Origin of the sequence: Paenibacillus sp. PK4536, assembly GCF_028594455.2 — a bacterium.
Taxonomy (GTDB): Bacteria; Bacillota; Bacilli; order Paenibacillales; family Paenibacillaceae; genus Saccharibacillus; species Saccharibacillus nuruki.
Map to the genome: position 1 here is coordinate 2,587,805 of NZ_CP126313.1, position 24,380 is coordinate 2,612,184.

General features: G+C 39.9%; 23 protein-coding genes. 9 read left to right on the forward strand and 14 right to left on the reverse strand.

The window, feature by feature from the left end:
- Window positions 1-136: 136 nt before the first annotated feature.
- Complete coding sequence (locus tag PO903_RS11580) at window positions 137-1,225, reverse strand: M24 family metallopeptidase (protein WP_069327191.1); 1,089 nt, start codon at window positions 1,223-1,225, stop codon at window positions 137-139.
- 224 nt (window positions 1,226-1,449) lie between these two features.
- Window positions 1,450-1,956 (reverse strand): DinB family protein, encoded by a 507-nt coding sequence (locus tag PO903_RS11585; RefSeq protein ID WP_273593483.1) that lies wholly within the window; start codon window positions 1,954-1,956, stop codon window positions 1,450-1,452.
- A 222-nt stretch (window positions 1,957-2,178) separates the two neighbouring features.
- On the opposite strand from PO903_RS11585, the gene PO903_RS11590 reads away from it, so the two are divergent.
- From PO903_RS11590 to PO903_RS11600, 3 genes are read left to right on the forward strand one after another with little or no spacing between them, the layout of a single operon-like run.
- Complete coding sequence (locus tag PO903_RS11590) at window positions 2,179-3,147, forward strand: DUF4261 domain-containing protein (RefSeq protein ID WP_273593484.1); 969 nt, start codon at window positions 2,179-2,181, stop codon at window positions 3,145-3,147.
- Window positions 3,148-3,156: 9 nt separating this feature from the next.
- Window positions 3,157-3,657 carry a hypothetical protein gene (locus PO903_RS11595; RefSeq protein ID WP_069327194.1) on the forward strand — a complete coding sequence of 167 codons (501 nt, stop codon included), beginning with the start codon at window positions 3,157-3,159 and terminating at the stop codon, window positions 3,655-3,657.
- Between the two features lie 24 nt (window positions 3,658-3,681).
- Window positions 3,682-4,053, forward strand: a complete 372-nt coding sequence (locus PO903_RS11600) for an immunity protein PIM1 family protein (RefSeq protein WP_069327195.1) — start codon at window positions 3,682-3,684, stop codon at window positions 4,051-4,053.
- Window positions 4,054-4,118: 65 nt separating this feature from the next.
- Here PO903_RS11600 and PO903_RS11605 read toward each other — a convergent pair whose 3' ends face one another.
- Both PO903_RS11605 and PO903_RS11610 read right to left on the reverse strand, forming a co-directional pair.
- On the reverse strand, window positions 4,119-4,541 hold the full coding sequence (locus PO903_RS11605) for a threonine/serine exporter family protein (protein ID WP_069327196.1): 423 nt from the start codon (window positions 4,539-4,541) through the stop codon (window positions 4,119-4,121).
- A gap of 29 nt (window positions 4,542-4,570) precedes the next feature.
- The gene (locus PO903_RS11610) at window positions 4,571-5,296 is read right to left on the reverse strand and encodes a threonine/serine exporter family protein (RefSeq protein ID WP_137222498.1); all 726 of its coding nucleotides are present in this window, start codon (window positions 5,294-5,296) and stop codon (window positions 4,571-4,573) included.
- A gap of 524 nt (window positions 5,297-5,820) precedes the next feature.
- Here PO903_RS11610 and PO903_RS11615 point away from each other — a divergent pair.
- The 4 genes from PO903_RS11615 to PO903_RS11630 all read left to right on the forward strand — a co-directional run bounded on the left by PO903_RS11615 (window position 5,821) and on the right by PO903_RS11630 (window position 9,877).
- A complete protein-coding gene (locus tag PO903_RS11615; protein ID WP_083243431.1) occupies window positions 5,821-6,528 on the forward strand; it encodes a DUF4241 domain-containing protein in 708 nt (235 codons plus the stop codon).
- A 101-nt stretch (window positions 6,529-6,629) separates the two neighbouring features.
- Window positions 6,630-7,067: an HD domain-containing protein gene (locus PO903_RS11620; RefSeq protein ID WP_069327198.1), complete on the forward strand. Its 438-nt coding sequence runs from the start codon at window positions 6,630-6,632 to the stop codon at window positions 7,065-7,067.
- Window positions 7,064-7,807 carry an HAD family hydrolase gene (locus PO903_RS11625; RefSeq protein WP_273593485.1) on the forward strand — a complete coding sequence of 248 codons (744 nt, stop codon included), beginning with the start codon at window positions 7,064-7,066 and terminating at the stop codon, window positions 7,805-7,807. The genes PO903_RS11620 and PO903_RS11625 overlap by 4 nt, the downstream gene beginning before the upstream one ends.
- 195 nt (window positions 7,808-8,002) lie before the next feature.
- On the forward strand, window positions 8,003-9,877 hold the full coding sequence (locus PO903_RS11630; protein ID WP_273593486.1) for an S-layer homology domain-containing protein: 1,875 nt from the start codon (window positions 8,003-8,005) through the stop codon (window positions 9,875-9,877).
- Window positions 9,878-10,026: 149 nt separating this feature from the next.
- Here the strand turns inward: PO903_RS11630 and PO903_RS11635 are convergent, their stop codons facing one another.
- Entirely contained in the window at window positions 10,027-12,123 is a 2,097-nt protein-coding gene (locus PO903_RS11635; RefSeq protein ID WP_273593487.1) for a YheC/YheD family protein, read from the reverse strand.
- A gap of 56 nt (window positions 12,124-12,179) precedes the next feature.
- Window positions 12,180-13,166, reverse strand: a complete 987-nt coding sequence (locus tag PO903_RS11640) for a Gfo/Idh/MocA family protein (RefSeq protein WP_069327200.1) — start codon at window positions 13,164-13,166, stop codon at window positions 12,180-12,182.
- A gap of 277 nt (window positions 13,167-13,443) precedes the next feature.
- Between PO903_RS11640 and PO903_RS11645 the strand changes: the two genes are divergently transcribed.
- Complete coding sequence (locus PO903_RS11645; RefSeq protein WP_273593488.1) at window positions 13,444-14,100, forward strand: cyclodeaminase/cyclohydrolase family protein; 657 nt, start codon at window positions 13,444-13,446, stop codon at window positions 14,098-14,100.
- Window positions 14,101-14,196: 96 nt separating this feature from the next.
- On the opposite strand, the gene PO903_RS11650 is transcribed toward PO903_RS11645, so the two are convergent.
- The 7 genes from PO903_RS11650 to PO903_RS11680 form a co-directional block, all read right to left on the reverse strand.
- Window positions 14,197-14,703, reverse strand: coding sequence for a DUF6985 domain-containing protein (locus tag PO903_RS11650; RefSeq protein WP_273593489.1), 507 nt, complete (start codon window positions 14,701-14,703; stop codon window positions 14,197-14,199).
- 6 nt (window positions 14,704-14,709) lie between these two features.
- Window positions 14,710-15,531, reverse strand: a complete 822-nt coding sequence (gene speD / locus PO903_RS11655; protein ID WP_273593490.1) for an adenosylmethionine decarboxylase — start codon at window positions 15,529-15,531, stop codon at window positions 14,710-14,712.
- A gap of 391 nt (window positions 15,532-15,922) precedes the next feature.
- Window positions 15,923-16,438, reverse strand: coding sequence for a hypothetical protein (locus PO903_RS11660; RefSeq protein WP_137222140.1), 516 nt, complete (start codon window positions 16,436-16,438; stop codon window positions 15,923-15,925).
- Window positions 16,439-16,551: 113 nt separating this feature from the next.
- Window positions 16,552-17,580: an RluA family pseudouridine synthase gene (locus tag PO903_RS11665; protein ID WP_083243433.1), complete on the reverse strand. Its 1,029-nt coding sequence runs from the start codon at window positions 17,578-17,580 to the stop codon at window positions 16,552-16,554.
- A 37-nt stretch (window positions 17,581-17,617) separates the two neighbouring features.
- Window positions 17,618-18,979 (reverse strand): HAMP domain-containing sensor histidine kinase, encoded by a 1,362-nt coding sequence (locus PO903_RS11670; protein WP_273593491.1) that lies wholly within the window; start codon window positions 18,977-18,979, stop codon window positions 17,618-17,620.
- Window positions 18,979-19,722, reverse strand: coding sequence for a response regulator transcription factor (locus tag PO903_RS11675; RefSeq protein WP_273593492.1), 744 nt, complete (start codon window positions 19,720-19,722; stop codon window positions 18,979-18,981). The genes PO903_RS11670 and PO903_RS11675 overlap by 1 nt, the downstream gene beginning before the upstream one ends.
- Before the next feature lie 200 nt (window positions 19,723-19,922).
- Complete coding sequence (locus PO903_RS11680; protein WP_273593493.1) at window positions 19,923-20,633, reverse strand: hypothetical protein; 711 nt, start codon at window positions 20,631-20,633, stop codon at window positions 19,923-19,925.
- Between the two features lie 243 nt (window positions 20,634-20,876).
- Here PO903_RS11680 and PO903_RS11685 point away from each other — a divergent pair, with 243 nt between their 5' ends.
- Window positions 20,877-22,841 carry a fibronectin type III domain-containing protein gene (locus PO903_RS11685; RefSeq protein ID WP_273593494.1) on the forward strand — a complete coding sequence of 655 codons (1,965 nt, stop codon included), beginning with the start codon at window positions 20,877-20,879 and terminating at the stop codon, window positions 22,839-22,841.
- A gap of 124 nt (window positions 22,842-22,965) precedes the next feature.
- Here PO903_RS11685 and PO903_RS11690 read toward each other — a convergent pair whose 3' ends face one another.
- Window positions 22,966-24,279 carry an APC family permease gene (locus PO903_RS11690; protein ID WP_273593495.1) on the reverse strand — a complete coding sequence of 438 codons (1,314 nt, stop codon included), beginning with the start codon at window positions 24,277-24,279 and terminating at the stop codon, window positions 22,966-22,968.
- Window positions 24,280-24,380: the final 101 nt, after the last annotated feature.

Sequence of the window (24,380 nt, forward strand, 5' to 3'; positions counted from 1 at the left end):
AAAGACACGCATACCAGATCAAGTCATACGATCTGTAGCGTGTCTTTTTTGAATAGAACGTGTTAGTTATCGATTTTAATATTGAAAATAAATAGTGCTCATTATACGTATTGAATAGATTAAGAGTAGCTGTCGCTTACCCGAGAACGGTTAATTCTTTAGGGAACGAGCTAAGGACTTCAACGCCATCAGCAGTTACGATAACATCATCTTCGATGCGTACGCCACCAAGACCCGGAATATAGATACCTGGTTCTACAGTGAACAATACACATTCTTGTAATAGATTTTCATTTTGCCCGTGTACTGAAGGATATTCATGTGTATCCATACCCAGTCCATGACCCAGGCGATGAACAAAACGATCACCGTATCCGGCTTCAGTAATGACATCACGAGCCGCTTTATCAATCGAGGCAAAAGTAACACCGGGCTTGATCGCTTGAATAGCTGCTTCATTCGCCGCTAGAACGGTATGATAGACTTTGTTCAGTTCAGCATCCAGTTCCCCAATAGCGAATGTACGCGTGATATCAGATGCATATCCGTCTGCAAATAATCCTAGATCGAACATTAACAGTTCATTGGCTGCGATTTTACGAGTACCGGGTACACCGTGAGGAAGAGCGGTATTGGAACCTGAAAGAACCATCGTATCAAAAGCAGGCTTTTCTGCACCTACTTTTTTCATCTGGTATTCAAGTTCTGCAACCAATTCAATCTCGGTCACTCCAATACGTACGCTAGACAGACCACGACGTAATACTTCTTCAATCAATTGAATCGAATGTTTCATTCGTTTGACTTCATCCGGTGATTTACGTGATCTCATTGCATTGAGCATACTACCAATATCCTGATACGAAGTCGCTTCTAATACTTCAGACAATTGTTCATATCTCGCTACCGATAAGTTTTCTTTTTCGATACCTAGATTGCCGATACTGCCTTTGACACATTCTTTCAAACGTACATAGGGATTATCTGTATCAGTATGAGTCTCTATGCGTGATACGCTAGAAGCGCTACGAGCTTTGTCTTCATCCAGTGCAGGCAATAATAAAAAGGCTTCGTCTCCATCGGGAATAAAAAGCCCTAAAAAGCGTTCATGTGGATCACTGGCGAATCCAGTGAGATAGTATACGTGTTTGGGATCAGTAATCAATAAGCTATCTAATCCGTTCGTTTGCATATGGCCACGAATTTTGGCGATTCTGTCGTCCATGAGTGTAGTCTCCTTATTGTCTATAGAATGCATTACCAGACTATATCTATTTTAACGTGGAATATCCATTAGGACAAATAGACATAGCATTCACTTCCTTTTAATCAAATAAATAAGATCAATCCTAGACCGTTATTATTGGATGTGAAAATAGTGAATGTAAAAAAGCCTTCTCCATCATAGAGAAGGCTTTGTGTATATATTTAGTATGAGCTAGAAGCAAATTAATGATATTGAGATAACTCTGCTTCGATTTCTCGCATTTGTTCTAAATGTCGTTGTTCATGAAGTCCAATAAATTCAGTCCATTGTTGTAAAGTCAGTGGCCCGAATATAGGATGATCCATAGTGCGATGTTCCAGCATCACTGGATCTATACTTTCGATCAATTCAGTAAACAGTTCGCGTGAACGCACCAGTCTTGTCTGCAATTCGATTAAGGTACAATGTTTATCTGCGGGAACAAGTGCTAATGGTGCAGGTGTATGACGATTACGATCCAGCGTAAGATGAAACGGAATCGACGGCATAGAAGAAGGAGCAGGATTTTCTTCATCTACTTTTGTTCGCAATCGAGCAGTGATTGCCATTTCCATCAGATATAAATGTTCTAACACCTGTGCTATCGTCCATTTATCAGGCTGACTGTGTTCATTCATCACATTTTCATTTAAGGAATGGGCAAAATCCCAGATGTCTTGTCTTACTTTAATGGTGTTGGGATGAATCATATTCATGACCTCCTTGGCTATTAACCTATAAGTATATTTAAACATACTTGAGACTTTACAATCCAATCTTGCCAAATCATAGGTTTACGTTAACCCATAGGAATTGTATGATAAGAGGCGAACATAGATGATAACTAAATCGTTAAATAAGTGCGCCGTCTACATAAAATTAGGTTAATACTAGTTAAGCGAGCGATTGAGCGAAAGGAGAAAGAATAAACCATGAGTACACGCGAATACGATGATAACGAACAAAATGAACAAGCCGATGAGGATTTTGGATTTTTTGATATATATTCTGCCCAACTATTATATCGTACGAAGCCAACGATTGATCGAGACACCTTGTATGCCAAAGTACAAGAATATACAGGCCCACTGCATACCGTTTTAGATGACCAAGGAGAAGAGCAGGAGGCACTGGCTGTATGGGAAGCAAATCCTACAGATGATCCCAACGCAGAAACCGATCCGAGAGATCACTATCACTTTTTTCATCTCAATCATATGGTTCACTATGAAGATGGAGATTTGCCAGCGCAGACGGTGTTGATGCCTTCTGAAATGGAGCCTCAAGCTGAATTATATACCACTGCACTGCAACAATCATGGCATTGGCAAGAAGCTTCAGAAGTGCTTCAAGCCTGTGATTATGAACTCATATTAACGGATATGATGGCAAGAGGGCTACCACATCAGCAACGGCTACAGCTATTTAATCAAGTATTACGTGCTATACTTGAAGTTGCTCCATGTGATGCAATTTACTGGCGTAGTAGTGATAAATTGATGGAACCTACAGCTTTTTTAGCGGCTCTACAAGAAGGACAAGATTTGTATGGAGCATTGAATATTAGATTGTACAATATTCAATCTGAGCAAGAACGTCAAGAGATGGTAATGGATAGTTGTGGATTAGCTGCATTAGGTGTACCGGATGTGCAGTGCCACTTTTATGATATGAATCCAAATGAAGTTGCTGGTTTCTTAATGGATATTTCGCATTATCTATATGAACAAGGCGATATTATTACGGATGGAGAAACGATTGGACAAGATGAAGAACAGCGATGGACCTGTGAGCATCAATTTTCATTGATAGCGCCACGTAGAGTGGTGATTGATCTGAATCCGGGTAATCTCTATTATGCGGGAGTACAGGAATCCAGTCGTTCCCAAAGTCAGGAGTAGATCAAGGTTATGGAATATTACCGTTTGAGCTATGAAGAGAATGATGAGAACTATTATTTTGAGATTAATGAAGAACAGACGGTACTGCGTGAAGTAATCGAAGATGAAGAACGTTGGATTGTATCGAGTCAACGAGATGAAGAATTGCATTTCTGCCTGTATGATCAGCAGTTTGATCAAGATCTGGATCAAGGCGAGCGCAAAGATATCTCTGCTGCTGAATTTGAAGAAGTATGGCAGGAAGCAATGAAACCCTATATGAAAGATTGGGAAAAGACACAACAGATGTTTAAAGTAGGCGATCATGTTAAAGGGATTGTCGAAGTGATCTATCCGCAAGGCATTATTTTGAGCTTACCTAATGATGCACTGGGAATTATTAATGTAGGCGATTGTGTCAAAGGAATCCCGGCAGAAAGCTTATATCCAGGTCATCTGTTAAAAGCAGTCGTTGCTGGATTTGATCATGTGAATCTATGGATCAAGTTAGAGCAAGGGACGGTTGTATAGCGATCGAACCAAAGGAGGCTACTGATGGACAAACAATCGATAGAAACGTTGCAAACCAAACTGCATCAAGGATCATTACTATCTGCTTCATTTCTGCAAGATTTAGATGCTGAGTCTTATCTTGCATATCGAGATCGTGCTGATTTTGATACCGAATGGATAGGAGCATATCAGAAATTACAACGGGACAGTCTGACAGAAGCCGAGCAAGTACAGCTCACTGAATGGAGTCGATTAGCTTTTGTCCATGTGATGCAAGAAGGCGGCGATGCTGATCTAGCGGCTTATGTGAGTGACGATATGGATATGATTTTTACCGCATTTACATTAGAAGTAGAAGATCATTTTATCGATAGATTAGTAGAATCGTATATAGATGAGCGTTTACCTGTATAGTTTCAGTAGACTTGGGCTGTATATGGAACGTTATATATAGATGAGTATAAAAAATACGCCGGGATCTATTTGATCACGCGGCGTATCATTTGATTCAATACTTCGGATAACACAAGACCAAGAGCAATGGCACCTGATATCATAGCCGCTTGAGCTGCTAATTCCATAGCGACTGAATAATCATTTTCGACGAACTTACGCATCGCATTGTAAGCAAGCCCTCCCGGAACGAGCGGAATAATACCCGCTACACTAAAAATAATGACAGGTGTTTTGTAAATACGAGCAAAAACCTGACTGATTCCACCTACAATTACCGTCGCAATCAATGAAGCAGACACTGGAGTCAACGATTCATACAGTAGCATATAGACCATCCAGCCTAACATTCCTGATATACCACATTGTAGTAAAGAAGCTCGGGGAGCATTGAAAATAATGCCAAATCCTGCCGAAGCAATAAAGCTGGTGATTAACTGCGCCAGCATAATTCATATAACCTTCTCTCATTCTAAATTCAATAAATAAATGTCAGCACAATCGCTACCCCTGAGCCAGTGGCAAAAGCAGTTAATAGCGCATCGGCTCCTTTGGAAATACCAGATACCAAATGACCTGCCATCAGATCACGAATCGCATTGGTAATAAGAAGACCGGGCACAAGCGGCATAATCGAACCGATAATAATCTTATCCAATTGATTACCCCAGCCCCAGTTGATAAAGATAGCCGCCAGTAATCCGATCAGAAAAGCCGCAGATAACTCGGCAAAAAATTTCACTTGTACCCAGCGATGTAAATACAGCGAAGCCGCATAGCCTACACCACCTGCAACCACCGCAGGTAAGAAATCAGCCCAGCTTCCTTGAAACATAATGCTAAAACATCCACTGGCAATTGCAGCAGCGATAATCCGCATACGAACACTATACTCACCAGGTGCCGCCTCGATCACTTTTAACAATTCATAAGCTTCATGTACATTCAGTTCGCCACTACTAATGCGGCGTGATACCAGATTTACCTGTGCAATCTTGTGCAGGTCTGTTGTACGTTCTGCAATCCGTATTAACTTCGCAGGGTCTGTTCCATTTGTAGAAAACATAATCACCGTCGGCGTAACATAACTATGAGATCCAGGAATCCCCAGCGTCTCGGCAATCCGAATCATTGTATCTTCTACACGATACGTTTCCGCACCACTTTGTAACATAATTTTACCGGCAAGCAGACAGGTATCCATAATTTCAAAAATCGCCCGACTGATCGTTGATGGTTGATCCAAAGCTATTCTCCGTTCTCAGCGCTTGGCAATATAAGCGCGATTCTTCTATTTCAATCAAAAGTGATTTTTGCAGAGCAAAATATCTTACATCAGCGCTTGGCAATATAAGCGCGATTCTTCTATTTCAATCAAAAGTGATTTTTGCAGAGCAAAATATCTTACATCAGCGCTTGGCAATATAAGCGCGATTCTTCTATTCAAATCAAAAGTGATTTTTGCAAAGCAAAATATCTTACGTCCAGCGCTTGGCAGTACAATCACAATTCTTCTATTATTTCATGTTACAGCATCGTATCATATTATGCTTGATTCTACACAATCATTCAATGGAAAATGTGAGGTTTATGCGAGTAATGAAGATATCGTGGACAATATCCAAAATTTTTAAGCGAAAATTCAAATTTTTTGCAGAGAACATGTACCGTATTCTTTAAATAGGAGTATAATGGAAAATAATCTACATCTGATTGGAGGAAAAGAAGATGGGCGAGGTTCTTAAAGAAAGTAAGGTGCTGGAAGAAGTTTTCAAAGACGGATTTGCCTTAGAACAAGTCAAATTATGGAGAGGCCAGAGACGTAATCTTGCTTTTTATACCAAGTCTATCGGGGAACTGCGTGTGATAACCGGCAAGATTGTAGCCGATGATCCATACAGCTTGATCGAATCGACACCTTTTGTACAGACTTTCCCCACAGGTTCTTTTCCAATAGAATTATCGATTGCACGTATTACCGATCCTACAGATCGGCATAAAGATCATGTAGATGAACGCATTGCATTTGCACGTATTACCTTTAATTCCAATCCTGTAGCAAGATGGGTAGGCGCAGAGCGTGAAGTTCAAGCCGATGCTAATTTGTATCAGCTCGATGAACATGCACGTTGGGGATATGCAGTCGATTCAGGCACAGGTAGCTTTTTGGATGCTGAAGCGTATGCATGGCTTGCTTTTCAACAAGAACAAGAAAATCCTGAAGTGGCTCAAGAGTTGATGGAAGCATGGGAACTTGCAGCCGAAGAATCATATCTTCATACACGAAGCTGGCTTGTTCAAGAACTGGATAATGGACACAATATTGCACTGTTTTCTAGCGGGTTTGGCAATGGAATTTATCATAGTTATATCGGTTATGATAGTGAAGGCAATTGTGTACAATTGTTAACAGACTTTAATGTATATCCTGATTAAATCATAAAGTGAAGCCGGGTGAAGTGATTCATCCGGCTATACGTGTGTAATAAATAACATGGGTGATACGAAAGTAACCATAAAAAAGGATGTGAATGTCAATGAGTAATTTAGATCGTGCTATTATTCTTGCAACCCGAGCGCATTCCGGACAAATAGACAAATCAGGACTACCTTATATTTTACATCCATTGCGTGTGATGTTAAAAATGACTACAGAAGAAGAACGAATTATTGCTGTATTGCATGATGTGTTAGAAGATACAGATGTAACCGCTCATGATCTATCTGCTGAAGGCTTTTCCGATGAAATTGTAGAAGCTGTACAAGCGTTAAGTCGTAGCGAAGACGAGGACTATCATGAATTTGTAAAGCGTGCCAAAAAAAATTCGTTAGCTCGTCCAGTAAAAATTGCTGATATTGAAGATAATATGGACCCATCTCGTATTTTGAGTTCAACCGACAAAGATATGGAACGGATCAGTAAGTATGGCAAAGCACTGGATGAATTAATGACCGAGGAGAATCCGACCCATTGAATCCACAACAAATAGGTATCTTTTTTGACGTTGATGATACATTATACGATCATTTGCAACCGCTGTTCGAAGCGTTGCAACAGGTGATTCCACAGCAACAGGAATCGTTGTCGTATAGTGATGTATATCAACGTTTTCGTTATTATAGTGAAGTATTAGTATCGCCTCAGAATCCTCAGGCGCTTCCTTTAGAAGAAATGCGTTACCAGCGCTTTATATTGACGTTAAAGGAATTTGAAATTGAGATTACGGAGGAACAAGCGAAGCAAATGCAGGCTGTATATATAGGCTCACAGTATAATATTCGTCCTTACGACGGAGTTGTAGAGTTGATTCATGAATTGATGGATCAAGGCTATACAGTTGGTCTATTAACCAACGGCCCTGCGGAGCATCAATGGAAAAAGATTTGCGCATTACATATGGATCAAGTTTTTGCGCGTGATCGAATATTTATTTCAGGTGAGGTGGGTCTAGAAAAACCAGATCCAGCTATATTTAATTATGTTAATCGGTTGACGGATACCACGCCTGAAAATAGTTTCTTTATTGGCGATTCGTGGCGTAATGATGTTGTGGGTGCAGTAAGTGCTCACTGGCATATGATCTGGTTCAATGCCCGTCATGCTGCTCGTGAATCAAATCATCAACCGGATACAGAAGCCGTAAATTATACTGAAATTCGTACACAATTGTTAGCGATGATTGCCAAGCAGTTGGATTCATCGTCGATAGATTGAATTTGAAATAAGTAAATTTGAAAGGAAAGCAAAGGCATGAATGATGTCTTTGCTTTTTTTTGTCTATTTTTCAATTTGTCCCCTATAGATCTATTCAGAAAATACTTTATAATTCCGATAAAAATAAAATATTATGAAATGAAGTTATTTAACAAGTTGGATCAGATTCATCAGGGGGAAGGCGGACATTAACGTATGAAAAAAGCACATAAAGAACAATCTACCGTCAAAAAAGTAATGCAATTAGCAGGTACTTCAATTATCGCTACTGGACTTGTCACAGCACCAGCAGTGACAGGGGCACAAAGTCTATCATCACCTTCCAATACAACAAGTTCATATCAGACACCTTCTGATCAACCTACTGTATACACAGGGAATTCTATGCTGTACTTTGAACAACATTTCTTTGGAAATTCTTCATCTCTAACCCACGGGGAAAGTGGAGCTGCACCTATAGCGAAAAGTCTAAGCTTTATGATTAAAAAATCAGCTGTATTTAGCGGTCAATTGCAAGCAACAGATGAAGAAACGAATGAGGATTTAACCTATCATTTGTTGACTCAACCACAGCAAGGTAAAGTGGTATTGACTAATCCAGCGACAGGTACATTTGAATACTCGGGAAATGTTGTAGGAACATATACTTTTAGTTATAACGTTACTGATCCGCAAAACAATGAATCTGAAGTAGCAACAGTAACGATTGAAGTGAAAAAAGATAAAGAAGACAAAGATAAAGAGCCAGCCTCTAATGGAAACACAGCTCCAACACCAACAACGTCAACACCTGCTACGCCTACACCTGTAGCACCGCAACAAGTGACGATTGATGCTGTTCATTCGACTAAAGATACCAATGGAACGGCAACAGGCAGTACTAGCGATCGCACCAAAGGCGCAGCAACTTTAGCGCAATCGAATGATCAAAGTGCAGTGCTTGATCTTATCTATGATCGCATTCAAGAAGCTACACAGATCGCAGCGCCCAAAGAAACAATTACGATTGCAGCTAACGCAATTACAGGGAAGCAACAATATCAATTTAACTTTACAGGCAACGTGGTTCAGTCATTAGTCACCAAGCAAAATGGACTCGCTATTCAAACAGGGGACGTTCGTATTTATGTACCGGCTTCTGCTTTTATCAATGTGAATCGTAATCTTAATCTGACAAATAACACAACGGCTAACTGGACAATCAAAGCTGAAAAAGTATCTCCTGCTTCCTTTAGCAACTGGTCAGGTGATTCGGTAACTACCGCAGGTGGCACGTATCAAGTTAGCTTACAAATCGATAACAATGGTACAGTGAATACTCTGAATAATTACAATAATCGGTATGTACAGTTGAGTGTAGAAGCTCCTGTAGATGCATCAAGTGATGATCAGTATATCGCTTTGTCGACAGATGCAGATGGTAGTACACATGTGGTTCCAGTCGTATTTGATAAGCAAGGTCAAGCCAGTATTCATAGTCTTGAAAATGGTACATTTACTATCGTTAAAGTCAATCCATCGAACACGGTAACCAATGCTTCACCAGAATTAAAAAAATTAGTGGATAAGCAGATCATTCCAGCAAACAATCAAGCGACAATTGCCAATGATGGATTGTTAACTCGTGGACAATTAGCTTCTTATCTGGTCAATGCATTGGGGATTAATGTGAATAGTGCACCATCTTCCACATTTACGGATATTGATCCAGCATCATCGGAAGCCAAAGCAATTCAAGCTCTGTATCATGCAGGAGTGTTACGCGGAATATCAGCGACCCAATTTGCGCCTAATCGTACAATCAGCAAAGAGCAATTAGCTGTTATTTTAACACGTGCAGCTTCCGCTTATGGATTGGATCAAAATAGTGTAACCACGAATACCAGTACCAATAATAATTCATCCAGTCAGTGGGCTAAGACTGAGCTAGAACAAGCGATCTCGTCAGGAAATAATACAGGCGTAGAATCGGCTAAAGGTTCAGCGTTAACATCTGCTCCAACCACTACTCAGTCTGAAGGCGCTACGATGTTAGTGAAATGGCTACAAGACTCAGGGCTACTGAATTAATCATTTATTATTTTTATCATTGATACGCAGAGGCTTATGGTCTGTATAAGTAGGATAAGATGATATAAAGATATACAAAATAAAACCGGAATAGGTACTGCTAGAGCATATAAGCAGTCGATTCCGGTTTTATTTTTGTTTTTATACGATTAAAGCGAAGGTGAATGTAGCGATATTGCATAAGGAACAGCATATTTAGCAGCTTCAAAAGCATGAAATGAATTACCAATACGATTAAAGTTTGCTTCAAATATCCAGATATTACGTTGTTTATCTACACCAAGGTCTATCGCAATCTCAGGGAAATTACGTCCAAGACGTTGCTCCAAATGTATAGCCGTTTCGATCGCTAATTGTCGTACACGTCGATCCATTTGTTGTCCAGGTGCTTCACCATATTCCATATTGAGAAACCAATCCCATTTGGTGGATAAGCGTAAAGTCTGAGCATGATTGGTCACTTTACGATAAGTGGATACAGCTACAAAAGGTTGTACAAAAGCAACCTTCCATTCGCCTGCACCTACTTTCATCACATGCGTCCGTAAATGAAAAGGATGTCCTTCAGTAGTTGAACTATCTACAAATTGTTGGAAAATATAACCCTTACCTAGTGACATCCGTACAAATTGATCGAGCTTCGCAGAATCCAGATAATGTAGATACGATTGATCATACACTTCATAATCAGATTCACGGTGCTTGATATTGAATATATTTTGTCCGTGTGATCCAGTATCTGGCTTGAGAACAGTATTTTCATAACGTTCCATAAATTCAACCACTTCATCCGATTGTTGCATATCATGAAAAGGAATCACAGCGTCTGCTACGATAGCGGGAGCATCTGCCAATAGTCGATAGATATGCACTTTGCTCATAGAACCACTTTTCAATTCATGGGTAGCTGGAATCGAAGCGAAAGCATCATACATTCGTGAATACGCAGCGATACCTCTTTTTTTCAAACGATCAAATAATACATCTGGATAACGACAAGCATAAGGCTTCCAACCGCCCTGTTCCCAGATATAACCGAGCAATTGCTGTTGGTCATAAAAGATATCATTTGCATAGATACGTACCAATCTCGCTCCATTCACCGCAGCCACCGCAGCACAAGCTTCGATAAAGTTCTCATCACTATCTGTACCATTATGTTCTGCTAACAATCCAATCATTACTTGATCATCTGGTAGTATAGGTAGCTGTTCTAGTAGATGATGACGTTGAGATAAGTAATGTGCATAGCCTATCGTATGCAGTGCACGTTGATATTCATGATCTTTTGTCTGCGGAGCTGTATTGGCTTCATAGAACCATAACTTCTCTTCTTCATCAATAGCAATATCAATGCCTAATTCATCTAATGGATAATCATACATCGAATCGATATAATCAGCTAACTGCAATCCAACCTCAGGCAAAGTCTTGATCCATTGAACAGCAGATTGCGGAAATTGTTGTTCTAACAACGTTGTCCATTCAGTGGTCGTTCCACCCTGACTGTAATTACTAATCACAGTATCTGCTTGTCCAATTCGTGGATAAATACGAGTGATCTGGAACACACCCTGATCATTACGTTGTACATGAATCCGAAAATCGAATGGACGATGATCGGTAGTCTGGCAATGAATATACGGTTGCACCAGATAATCTTCATCTCCAACTAATGCCATTAGTGTTTTTTCCAATCCTATAGGAGTTAGAATCTGTTGATCTGTTCCGATCTGCCATAGAAATTCTTGTTCTCCAATCGCTCGTATACTGACAATCCCTTGACCTTGCCGTCCACGATCTGGCTTCAAAATCACATGACGATAATGTGATAAATATTCCTGTAGACTGTGTATATTACGGCATTGCTGTGTAGGAATTACCAGAGGTGATAAAGATTCAGATTGACTCAAATATTGCTGAATACGTAGTTTGCCGTGAATCGGATGAGAAGTGAATGTAACCATTCGATTAAGCTTTTGTTCGATAGGAGAGCGCTCTTTCGGTAGCTTACCCATCTCATTGATAACAATATTCGGCAAAGGCAATGTCTGAACGATCCATTGACCTTGATGCTCAGGATTTGGGATAGAAGCAGTCACCTGTTTGTTTTTAAGATCAAGCCCTTTTTCATCAAAAAAGAGGATCTCTACTTGTAGATCTGCTGCTGCATTCACTAGAGCATCTATACGCGCAGAAGGAAGCAATTGCAAAGGATGAGTAGCATGATATATACCGATGCTCAAGTGATATACACTCCTTTTATCCAGAAAGGCTTTAAGCGTATTCTGTTAGTTAAGAACTATTTGGAATCAGCAGGGAAGATCAGACCAAGTTGGCGACGGGCTTCGTCCATAATTTCAAACGTAATCAACGAATGTTCCCATGAATTAATACTTGATTGTTGTCTACCTTCTATAATCAGGTTCAAGAATTCACGAATCTCGTAATACATTGGTGGCTCGGATTGACTTACATTAATCTCTTCTTCATATCCTCCACGATACGTAATCGTAATTTGTTGAGGCTCACTGATCTTGTCGATGCGTACACTACCTAATTCGCCTTGAATTTCAGACGGAAGCGAAGAATCGGTGATTTTGGAATACATGACTACAGCATCCATTTCATCATAAGACAAAATAATACTGCCTTCACCATCTACACCGGATTCTAACATGACACCTGTCGCTTTCACTTCATTCGGACGACCAAACATCACTGCAAGCGGATACAGACAATAAACCCCGAGATCCATCAAAGCGCCATTGGAGAATTCAGGTTTGAACGCATTTTGGATATTGCCTTCTTTGTAAGCATCGTAACGAGAAGAATATTGACCATAATTAGCAAAATAACGGCGGACTTGCCCGATACGATACAAATTATCGTGAATCGCAATATGATTCGGCATCATCGTTGATTTCATGGCTTCCATCAAAGTAACGTTATTTTGCTTCGCTGCTTCGATCATAGCAGTCACTTCCGTTACATTAGACGCCAGTGGCTTTTCACATAGGACATGCTTGCCATGATTCATACATAGAATCGCTTGCTCGGCATGAAAAGAATTAGGGCTAGCAATATAGACGGCATCTACCTGTCCACTTTCTAGCATAGCTGTAATATCTGTAAACACATGTGGAATATCATGTTTACCACCAAATTGTTCTGCTCGTTCAAGCGTACGTGAGTAAAGGGAAGTAATCTGCAAGTCATCATTACGTTGTGCAGCATCAATAAATCGCTCTGTTATAAAATTAGTGCCTATAATACCAAACCGGATCATGGAATCGTCCTCTCTATTCGTCATATATGGGTACCCCGAAATATGTACGGATACATGTATTCAATATACAATATTATACCCGAGTCACCCGTGATATGACAAAGCATGTTTGAAAAAGAAACAAGATTCATTAGAAGTATCTTATCTAGTTGCTTGATCTGAGTAAATAAACAGTGATATTGATCTTATTCGCCAATCTTTTTATCACGTAGTAAGTGAATCGTGATCAAACAGGGTAAAATACATCATAAGATGATTTTATCAGGAGGGCATATCAGTGAATATAGAAGTGAATAAAGTATCTTGGGATCAGTCTTTACGTGAAGTGATGGAACAATTAGGTAAAGCAGAACCTACACCGGGCGGAGGTAGTGTATCTGCGATTGTAGCAGCGCTAGGTGCGGCAATGACTTCGATGACCGCCCACTTTTCACAGGGAGAAGAGTATAAAGAAGTACAAGTAGAAGTGGAACAAGCATTACAAGATATGGCGAAGATTAGAAGTGCTTGTGAACACTTGATGGATGAAGATATGGAATCGTTTGGACAATATATTGAAGCATTGCGACTCCCACATCGTACGGAAAAAGAACAGCATGACCGCAAAGAAACACTTCAAACGATGAAAATCCAATCGATCGATATTCCACTACAATTAATGGAATGCTGTCTGTATGGTCTATATAGCGCTTCACCGCTGATTGAGATCTGTAATCGAACAGTGCTCTCTGATGTAGGCATTAGTCTTATTTTGTTCGAAGCGGCAGCACAGTCTTTATCGTTAACTGTACAGATTAATCTGGTGACGCTTTCCGATGAAGAACAACAACGTTATTATGAGCAACGTGCAGACCTGTTAATGCAGAAAATAAACAAACTCAAACAAACATTATTAGTACAAGTGCAACAACGTATCGTTAGTGATCATGCATAGACGATCCAAATCATCAGATGGATTTCAAATGTTAAAAAAAGCTCCAAACGGACTCACTGTACCGAAAGGGAGTCGTTTGGAGCTTTTGATGTTTTTTTACAGATTATCGTAGGTATTGCCATAGGCAAAGTTCAAGCTATAGTTTTGATAATAACTTTCATTTTCCAGCGAGTTTACACCTTCAAAACTACCTACATATAGAATCTGCTGTCCACGAACAAGCCATTCTAACCCGTGTTCTACTTCCCAATCACATTCGAGTTCAACATGAACAATAGGTTCTGTCTGCTCTGGGAGGTGTTCGACGATCAAAGCAGTAGGCTTGATATATTTCAAAATCTCCAACGGCTCCTGAATAGAAGGGGCTTTAACATCACCCACATATTCGCAAAAGCTAATGCAGTAATCCCAAGAAAACTGACATAATGAAGCAATAACGTGTTCGTCTAAATGGTTAAAAGCCAGTACAGCCACTTCTGCTTGTTCTGTAGAAATATCCAGATCGTAAGCGATCACAGACACCTCAGATTGAAAAAGAGAAGAGTGAAACTGAGCTTCCCAGTCCTGCTCATGGCGCTGAATATGAGTTAAATGTTCACTCATGATTCACTATACGGAACGATCTGTATTCATATTTTTAGCGTAATAGATTTCGTCCATTTCCATTTTGAGACGTTGAGTGATTTGATCTTGATCTTCTTCAGTCAATGTTTCTTTGGTATAGCCGAACAAATAATTATCCAGATCGAATTTTTTTAATTTACATTTCGTATGGAAAATATTTTCTTGATATACGTTCACATCGATCATATCGTATGTGTCTTTGATCTCAGATGGAATGTAGTTCTGAATAGAACTAATATCATGATCGATAAAGAGTTTATGTCCATGAATATCGCGCGTAAATCCGCGTACTCGATAATCCATTGTCATAATATCAGTATCAAAAGAGTGAATGAGGAAGTTTAGCGCTTTAAGTGGTGAAATCTCGCCACAAGTAGATACATCAACATCCGCACGGAACGTACTGATACCTTCATCAGGATGGTATTCAGGATACGTATGCACGGTAATATGACTCTTATCCAGATGCATGAGTACATGCTCTGGTAATGGACCAGGTGATTCTTCGAAAGAAGCGTTAGGTGCTGTCTCTACAGGACCTTCAGAGATCAACATCGTTACACTTGCACCTTGTGGAATATAATCTTGCTTCGCCACATTCAGCACATGAGCTCCAATAATATCACATACATTCGTTAAGATTTTGCCCAAACGATCTGCATTGTATTGTTCATCAATATAAGCCAAATATGCTTCACGCTCTTCTTTCGTGCATGTATAACAAATATCGTACATATTAAAGCTTAATGATTTAGTCAAGTTGTTAAAATTATGAAGCTGAATTCGCTGTTGCGGTGTCAATCCCATTTGTATTCCCCCTCAGTGTTGATCTCCATAGAAATGGCGATAAAATGCTATTTTAACGATGATTCTATATGTCTTATTAGTATATACAGTGATGTTGTACTTTTAATAAGGAAAGAATCAAATACTTTTACTATACCCAATCTGTACATATAAAAACAGCAGGCACTAAAACCTATATTATAACATAACACTCCATATGGATATATCTGCACTAGAAAAACCGATTTTATTTTCTCTGTCAATGAAGTGTGTAAAATGTAGAATAAAAGTAGAACATACATCAAGCCTATGTTTATAGCGTTCTATAACCACTTTAATAACAAAAAGACCATTTCCTTTAACGTACAAAGAAAATGGTCTTTTGCTGTAACTTAAACATGCACTATTAAAATTAAGCTTGAGTCTGTGGCTTAAATCCTTCGTCTTTGAGATAGTTGCCTGCTTCACTACGAGATTCGAAAGCCATATCTAAATTCAGACCTGAATACACGCACCACATCTCATCTTCATATTTCAGCGTTAAAATATGTCCATCTTCATCGATCCATGTACCGCCTGTAGAAGTGGTAGTAGCTAATTTGAAAGAAGCTGTAGCTTCTGCTTGCTCTTTCGATTCTACTGCTTTGTGGTTATATGACATCGCTTTGATCGTTTCATCTAATAACGTGCGTAATTGTTCTTCTGAATAATCACGGATATTGACGAATCCTTTATCATCAGTCTGGTAGTTATGCAGTAGACCCGCATAAATGTAACCATTACCGTTTGGATGAATATGGAAAGCGACAATCTTTTTCTCATAGGCACTGTCTTCATAATGGAAATTCACACGACCGAGAGAAACATCTTTGCGTTGCAATTGCGGATACGATTGTAGCAGTTCAAGCTTTTGTTCAAAATTAAGCATAATTGCCTCCTGTGAGTGTTGAGTAGTGGTGATTATAACATAGATAAAAAGCGATAAGCATTAAAAAACAGGTGCAATTCAGCACCTGTTTTCGTAACAGCATACATGATGACTTATTTGGATTCAGGCGCATCTTTAAAAGGATGCTTGAAGCTTTTAGGAATATCCGTTTCGAAGCGCATCGTTTCACCTGTTACTGGATGAATAAAGGAGAGTACGCGTGCATGGAGTCCAAGACGACCGACACCTTGAGCGCGAGCACCGTACTTTTTGTCACCTACGATAGGATGTCCTAGATCTTCCATATGAACACGAATCTGGTTTTTGCGTCCTGTTTCTAAGCGAACTTCTAATAAGGAGTATTCTCTTGTTTTTTGCAATCGTTTGAAATGAGTGACTGCATGTTGCCCACCATTATCATGCGAGTTGGAGAACATTTTGAGCGTTTTGCTTTCTTTCAGCCAAGAGGAGATCGTTCCTTCAGGCTTTTTCACTTCGCCTTCAACAAGAGCCACATAAGTACGTTCTTCTACGCTCTCACGCCATGTGTTCTGCAATTGTTGTTGAACATCATGAGATTTGGCAAACATCATGACACCGGATGTATCTCGATCTAACCGATGAACCACAAAGATACGTTGCTCAGGATCAGTCGCACGAACATGCTCGGTTAATTGACGATAAGCAGTGACATCTTTTTCTTTATCTGATGCAATCGAGAGTAGTCCAGCATCTTTGTGAATCACAATTAAATGCTCATCTTCAAACATAATCGATAGACCGACCATAGCAGGTGCGGCAACCGGTGGTTCTTTATGAACCATCACTTCTTGACCGGGACGAAGCATATGATTGTACGCTGTAACGGTTCTTTCATTAATAATGACCTGACCACGCGCCAATATCGATTTCACCGAGTTACGGCTGATATTTGTAAGATTGTCCAGTAAAAAAGGAAGAAGTTCTGTCGCTTCTTTGACTGTATAGATCGTAGGTGGAATCGGTTTACTGCGATAGGAACCATTGCGAGAAGACGTGCTTTTCGCTTTGGATGCATGAGCGGTCGGTTTACCTTTATGACCGGATTTTGTTGGTTTTGAGCGATTTGAAGATGAATTTGAACGGGAATTATTTTTTTGCATAAGCTGTAAGCCTCCTGTAATTAACCCCTTCACTATATCATGGAGAAAGTGATCTTGCACCCGTATTTGTTAATTCTGTGCTTTTGGGCAAGATTAAGCTAAATCTAGCGCCTCCAAGTGGGGAAGAAGTGCATACGAGCTCTGCTTGTAAATGGGAAGCAATTTGTTGACAGATCGCCAGTCCTAGACCGGTCACTCCACTTTTACCTGTATAAAAACGTTGAAAAATCTGTTGTTGTTCTTCGCTGGATAATCCTTCACCATCATCGTCAATATGAATACGACAGATCTCATGATCATCAGACACTTCAATCGTCAATTGTACTTGCGTAGCGGTATGACGAATAGCATTTTGAAGCAGATTCAGCAAGATCTGAAATACTTGTTCCGCAGCAATAGTGATCATTAGTGAAGGGCCAATCAATTGTAGCTGTATATTACGCGGTTGCGCCGCTGGTAATAGTAAATGAATCGCTTCTTCTGCCATCGTTTTGAGATCAATCGTAGTCTGTTGCCATACTTCATCGACACTTTCGAGTCTGGATAATTGCAGTAATTTCTCAACCATATGAATTAATCGCTTCGATTGAGTGGTGATAATCTCTAACCCTTGCTCTGTGGTCACCACTTGATCCTGAATCGCATACACATATCCTTGGATCGACATCAATGGTGTTTTGAGTTCATGCGATACATTTTGTAGAAATTCGATCTGATATTGATGCTGTCGTTGTAATCGATTGGCCATCAATTGAAAAGTACTGATTAATTCACCAATTTCGGTATGATCAGCTTGTAAAAAGTGCTCGTTCGGTTGTAAATGAGGTTCATACCGACTTACCGCTTCTTTTAAACGATTTAGTGGTTGTACCATACGCCAGACAGCAAACAAGGCAATAAACAAAATAACGATAAAACTAGCGCCTATTGATAACAAAGTCGTTCGTAATAAAGGGATATATAGTGCACGTACCGATGATAAAGGAGAATATAGAATCACGCGAAAAGGCTGATGGTTTAATTGAGCTTCGCTATACAACACTTTGCTACCATTTAACTGCATATATCCTTGATGATTGCTGGAAAAGTTTTTGAGGATTTTTCCATTGTTTTGAGTGTCGCTGGAAGTAACGATTTTATTATTTTTATCAAGTACAAAATAGTCCGCGTAAAACAAAATGTCTTTAATAAAAAAGCGAAAATCTGTGCTATCCAATCCGTCAATATCTTGATCTTTCAAAATATGTGCTGCTTTGATCGTCTGAGCAGATAACTGCTGTTTCACTTGATTGAGTAAAATATCATCCATTAATTGCACGAAGAAAAAGACGGTAATAGCTACCGTCATCAGCATACCTACACAGAGGGACAGCAACATTTTGCCACGAATCGTTTTCATTATTCATGAATAGCGGCTTTGTAGCCGAATCCCCATACGGTATCAATCGTAAGTGTCGATTGGTATTGGACTAGCTTTTTGCGTATCCGTTTGACCAGATCATCAACCACTCGTAATTCGCCGAAAAAATCATAATTCCATACTTGCTGAATCAATTGTTCTCTACTGAATGGACGCTGTACATGGGTCGCCAAAAATAATAACAATTCAAATTCGCGTGAGGTAAAATACAATTCATTATTTTGAATGAGTACTTGCCGAAATTCTTCTGAAATGGATAGATTGCCTGCATAGACATAAGAGGTAGACGTTTCAGGTACGGTTGGGGGAGTCATATCTGCAACACTAGATAGACTGATCGAGTTGCTTGTACGTTTGCCAGTGTCGATTAAGCGTAGCATTGCTTTTACACGGGCAACCAATTCGCGTGGATTGAAAGGTTTGCTCAAAAAGTCATTGCAACCTAACTCCAATCCATTGATTCGATCCACTTCTTCACCCCGCGCTGAGATCATAATAATAGGAATACCTGTAAATGTACGAAGTTCTGTTAATAAGGTAAGCCCATCAATACCGGGCATCATAATATCCAAAATCAAACAGTCCGGATGTTCATGCTGTACATGTTCAATTAATTGTTGTCCATGCGCATACGAGAACACTTCATACTGTTCTTTGCGTAAATATTCAGAAATTAATTGCAAAATAGACGGATCATCATCGACAACAAATAGTTTGGTCATAGGGGGAACTCCTTATCATTCCAGAAATATAAATGTTCTTATTCTTAATGTAGCAGAGCGGTATATATAATATCAAAGTTCGCTAAAGCAAAAAGACAGGACCTGCTAGGCAGTCCCCGTCTTTAAGAGTGAGTTTTAGTCATAACTTATCAAGCTTGTGTTCATGAATGAAAAGAACGAGCGCTACCTAATGCATTATTTTACTTGTGTGTCGTTGTTTTAGCAGTAGATTTAGTAGTCGTAGCTTTGTGAGCAACGGCTTTTTTATGAGTGACTTTATGATGTGTTACTTTTTTATGATTTACTTTTTTAGCATGGTGTTTGGTAGCTACCGATTGGCTAACATGACGAGCAGCTTTGTGTTTTGGAGCTGTTGTTACTACTTTGTGTGTAGTGCCTGCTTTTTTATGAGCAGTAGCTTTTTGGTGAGTGACTTTTTTATGATTTACTTTTTTAGCATGGTGTTTGGTAGCTACTGATTGGCTAACATGACGAGTAGCTTTGTGTTTTGGAGTTGTTGTTACTACTTTATGTTTGGTAGTACCGGCTGTTTTGTGTGCAGTCGCTTTTTTATGAGCGGCTTTGGTTGCTCTATGTTTGGCTTTTGTTGCTTTGTGAGCTACTTTATGAGCCGCTTTTGTCGCTTTATGCTTAGCTTTGGTCGCTCTGTGTTTGGCTTTCATCGCTTTGGCTGTTGTAGGCGTCGCTTTGGTAGTCGTTGTTACTTTTTTAGCTGGAGTTGCTGTAGTCATTGTAGAAGGTGCTGCTTTGTGAGTGGCAGTGACAGGTGTAGTGTTTTTCGGTGTTGTTGAAGTTGCTGTTGTTGGTGTAGCTGCGAATGCGCTTGTTGCGCCTCCTAATACACTAATTGTTGTTAATAATACTGCTGCATTTTTTGTCCATTTTTTCATTGGAATCACCTCTTCTTAGAATGTAAATTTATCTTATCAAGAGGTTATGTGAGAATCGTGGAATAGATGTGTGAAAAGTGTATTAAATGATAATACAGCGATAATCTTTTCTTTTTCAAAAATATAATAAAATAAAAATATACATTAAACCCATATTGTGCTATTAATTAAACACTTACTTGTATACATAACCCGTTGATAACAGCATCTGTAGTTCATAACGATCAAAAAAGGAGGGTAATAATGCAAAATCAATCTCAGTGGCGTAAAGGTTGGCTATATGTATGTATCTTTAGTTTGCTTGTTATTTGTGTTCCTCAAGCGAAGACAGCGGAAGCGGCATTAGATGGAAGTGAAGGACTGGTAGGCAATCGGATTCCTGTGGGTACCACGTATACATCAAGTACGTATGATCCTACATTTGAGCCTCAAAATATTGGAGATGGTGATTGGTACAGTATATGGAAAGTATCTGCAAATACAGGAATAATACAAATGAAGTTTGCCGAGGCGGTGAATCTCAAAAGTGTACAAGTCTCTACAGGTGGAATCGGAGATCGTTATGAAACGTATACGATTCGAGGTCTACAAAATGGATACTGGCGTAATATCGCTACGCGTACCTTTCATGTCACTACAGGCGGCAATCAAGCATTAACCCCTATTTCCGTACAAATAGGCTGGTATGATGGGATTAGTATTGCCGTTAGTTCTACACGTAATTGGGTGATGATGAGTGAAGTTCATCTTGTACCTACAACAACAAGTACTCCTCCAGCACAACTCCCAGCCCTCAACAAAAATGAACAAGTCTCTCTTTCTTGGAAACCGATTGCAGATGTAGATCATTATCAAATACGTTACGGTACCACTTCTGGTCAATATACAGATACAGTTACCGTAGCCTCAGACACATATAACAACTTTACCGTTCCTAACCTAGCTACAGGAGTCACTTATTATTTTGCAGTAGCAGGAGTACGCAATGGCATCCGAACGAATTATTCCAATGAAGTCGGTGGAATGCGTATACGTGGCAATCCTTTTCCAGAAAATACAGGTAAGGGTGCAAGTAGCGAATACTATCGTAATCCGGTTGAATATACTATGGATGGAGATATACTATCCAAATGGAAAACACAAAATAACAGTAAAAATGCAACGCTAAGTTATGGGATACGCTATCCATTGTATATTGACGAATTACAATTTGTGATCACTGCTCCTGTTGAAAGTGATATCACATACAAAATATATGAACAAGGGCGAAATGGTAATACCTTGATCGGGCAAAAAACAGTGCATGTAGCTGGTTCCTTATCGCCTGTGCGTATCGAGAGTATTCCGATTGAACCGGATTGGTATCAATTACTTAAAATCGAAATCAGTTCAACCGCCGCACCAGTAGAGGTCAACGAGTTATTATATATCAGCGATCGATCTTCGATGACAGGATTACAAGCTACACCCCAAAATGGACAGGTACATCTGACATGGGATGCGGTTCCCGAAGCGGATGAATATCGAATTACGTATATGAAGCAGTACCCTGATGTGTTAAATGGTCAGACGATTACCGTTCAAGCAGATACGTATCAAGATTATACAGTGACAGGGCTTGATAATAACAGTGTACCTTATTATTTTGTTGTGAATGCTGTAATCAATGGGCAAAATCAAAACTATTCCAATCTCGTCCATGCCACACCGATGAGTTATGCGACAGGTAATCCTGTACCCAAAGGAACCACCGTCACCACTCTCGGTTATTACGATAACAAACCACCTGAAAATACGATAGATGGCGATCTATCGACCTACTGGATACCGAATACAGGTGATCATAAGAGTGGAACGATTAACTACCGTTTCCCTAAGCCTGTTCAATTAAGTGCGATTCAGTTAGTCAGTATGTTGAATGTACCGGGTAAACAAGCGTTCACTATCTATGGTCTACAAGGCAACAATTGGAATCTATTATATGATGGCAAAATCCAAGCTTACTTTAATCCTTTCGGTGGAGTTCTACCAGCTATTCCTGTACCACCCGGCAAATATGAAGGAATTATGATTTTGACTGAAACGACAACCACATGGGTGACTTTTCAAGAATTGTTATTATTCTATGGCGCTAATACCAACGGTACGGTGCTGACTGATACGTATAGTTCTGTATCTATACCTACTGTAAGTACAGATACGTATTAATTGGAAGTCACAGAGACATTCTAAAAAGGAATAGTCGTATTAAAGTTAGGAGTCCCAACAGTACAATAGTAATCTATCCAAAAAAAGCTGTTTTGTAGGCAATTGCGTACAAAACAGCTTTTTATTATTCGATATCGGATTTCAACTCTTTATCCAAAATAATCGCTTTGCGCAATGAATATCTAGATCGTACCCAAACGGTGATTCCGAAAAGCAAAGTGATAGCGACTGGATACAGAATCGCCCAGCCTGTAAATGGAAAAATAAGCGCTGTCGCTACAAAAGAAATCCAGCTAATGATAACGCCAAATCGACTTTCACGTAATAATCGAATCCCTGCCGCACATCCTCCTAAATAGGTCAGAATAAAAGTAGCATTAGGTAATTGAATCAGTGTGGTTAAAGAGACAGTGTGGCTAGCGTATAGAACAGTGATTAATCCAAAGCAAACACTTAGAAAAAGAATCCCACCTATAGGTGTATTGTATCGGGCAGATAGTAGACTCATCCATTTGGGAGCATGATGTTGTCTGGATAATGCAAAAGCAACCCGAGAAGAAGCACCTACATAAGCAATAATAGTCGCTGTGCAAATAAAAATCCCTGTAACCCCTGCTAACACAGCGCCCCACGAACCTAGCAAACGACTGATTACCCACACAAGGGAAGCATCAGACCCGCCTAACAAATAACTTTGTGTCCCCACTGTCGCTAGTGCAGTCAGAAAATATAAAATTCCTACTACAATCGCAGCAATCACAACGCCACGCACAGCGGCTTTCCGTGGATCTTTAAATTCTTCGGACATATGAGAAACAGCTTCCCAGCCGATAAAGCACCAGAACAGAATGGCAGCCGCTTGACCGATACTTTTCCAACCGTGAGGCATAAATGGAGTAAAATGAACCACTTGGATCTCAGGTACAGCCGCTATAATCGCAAATGTAAGTACAGCTACAATCGAAATCACAACCGCAATCTGTATTTTGCCAGCGACTTGCATCCCGAACCAGTTCGTAATGAGCCCTGCTAATAACATCAATACAGCGATCAAAATTCGAACCGAATCACTCCATCCCATCGCAGCAGTCATATACCCTGCTCCAGTTAGGGCGGCTACAGGAGCCCCGATCGGAACCGACATTAAGAAAAACCACCCGACTAGAGCACCTGCACGTGGACCAAAGGCTAGACTGACAAAATGAGAAACGCCTCCAGCGTTAGGGAACTTGGCAGACAATAATCCCATCGACAAAGCCATCGGCAAAATCAATAAGGTCATAAATCCCCATGCTATTAGTGAAGCAGGGCCAGCCATCTGAGCGGCAAGTCCGGGAACAAGCAATACACCTGATCCTAGAACAGCTCCAATATATAGAGCAACCGCTTGAGGGAGCCCTATCGTGCGTTGCAAACCCGATGAATGAGACGTTGTCATTTTATTTTCCCGCTTTCCTTGTCATTTGCTATAGCGTAGCAGATAATAGTGTTATCGGAAAAACAGAAATTTTAAATGTGATCCATCTAAAAAACCGATGG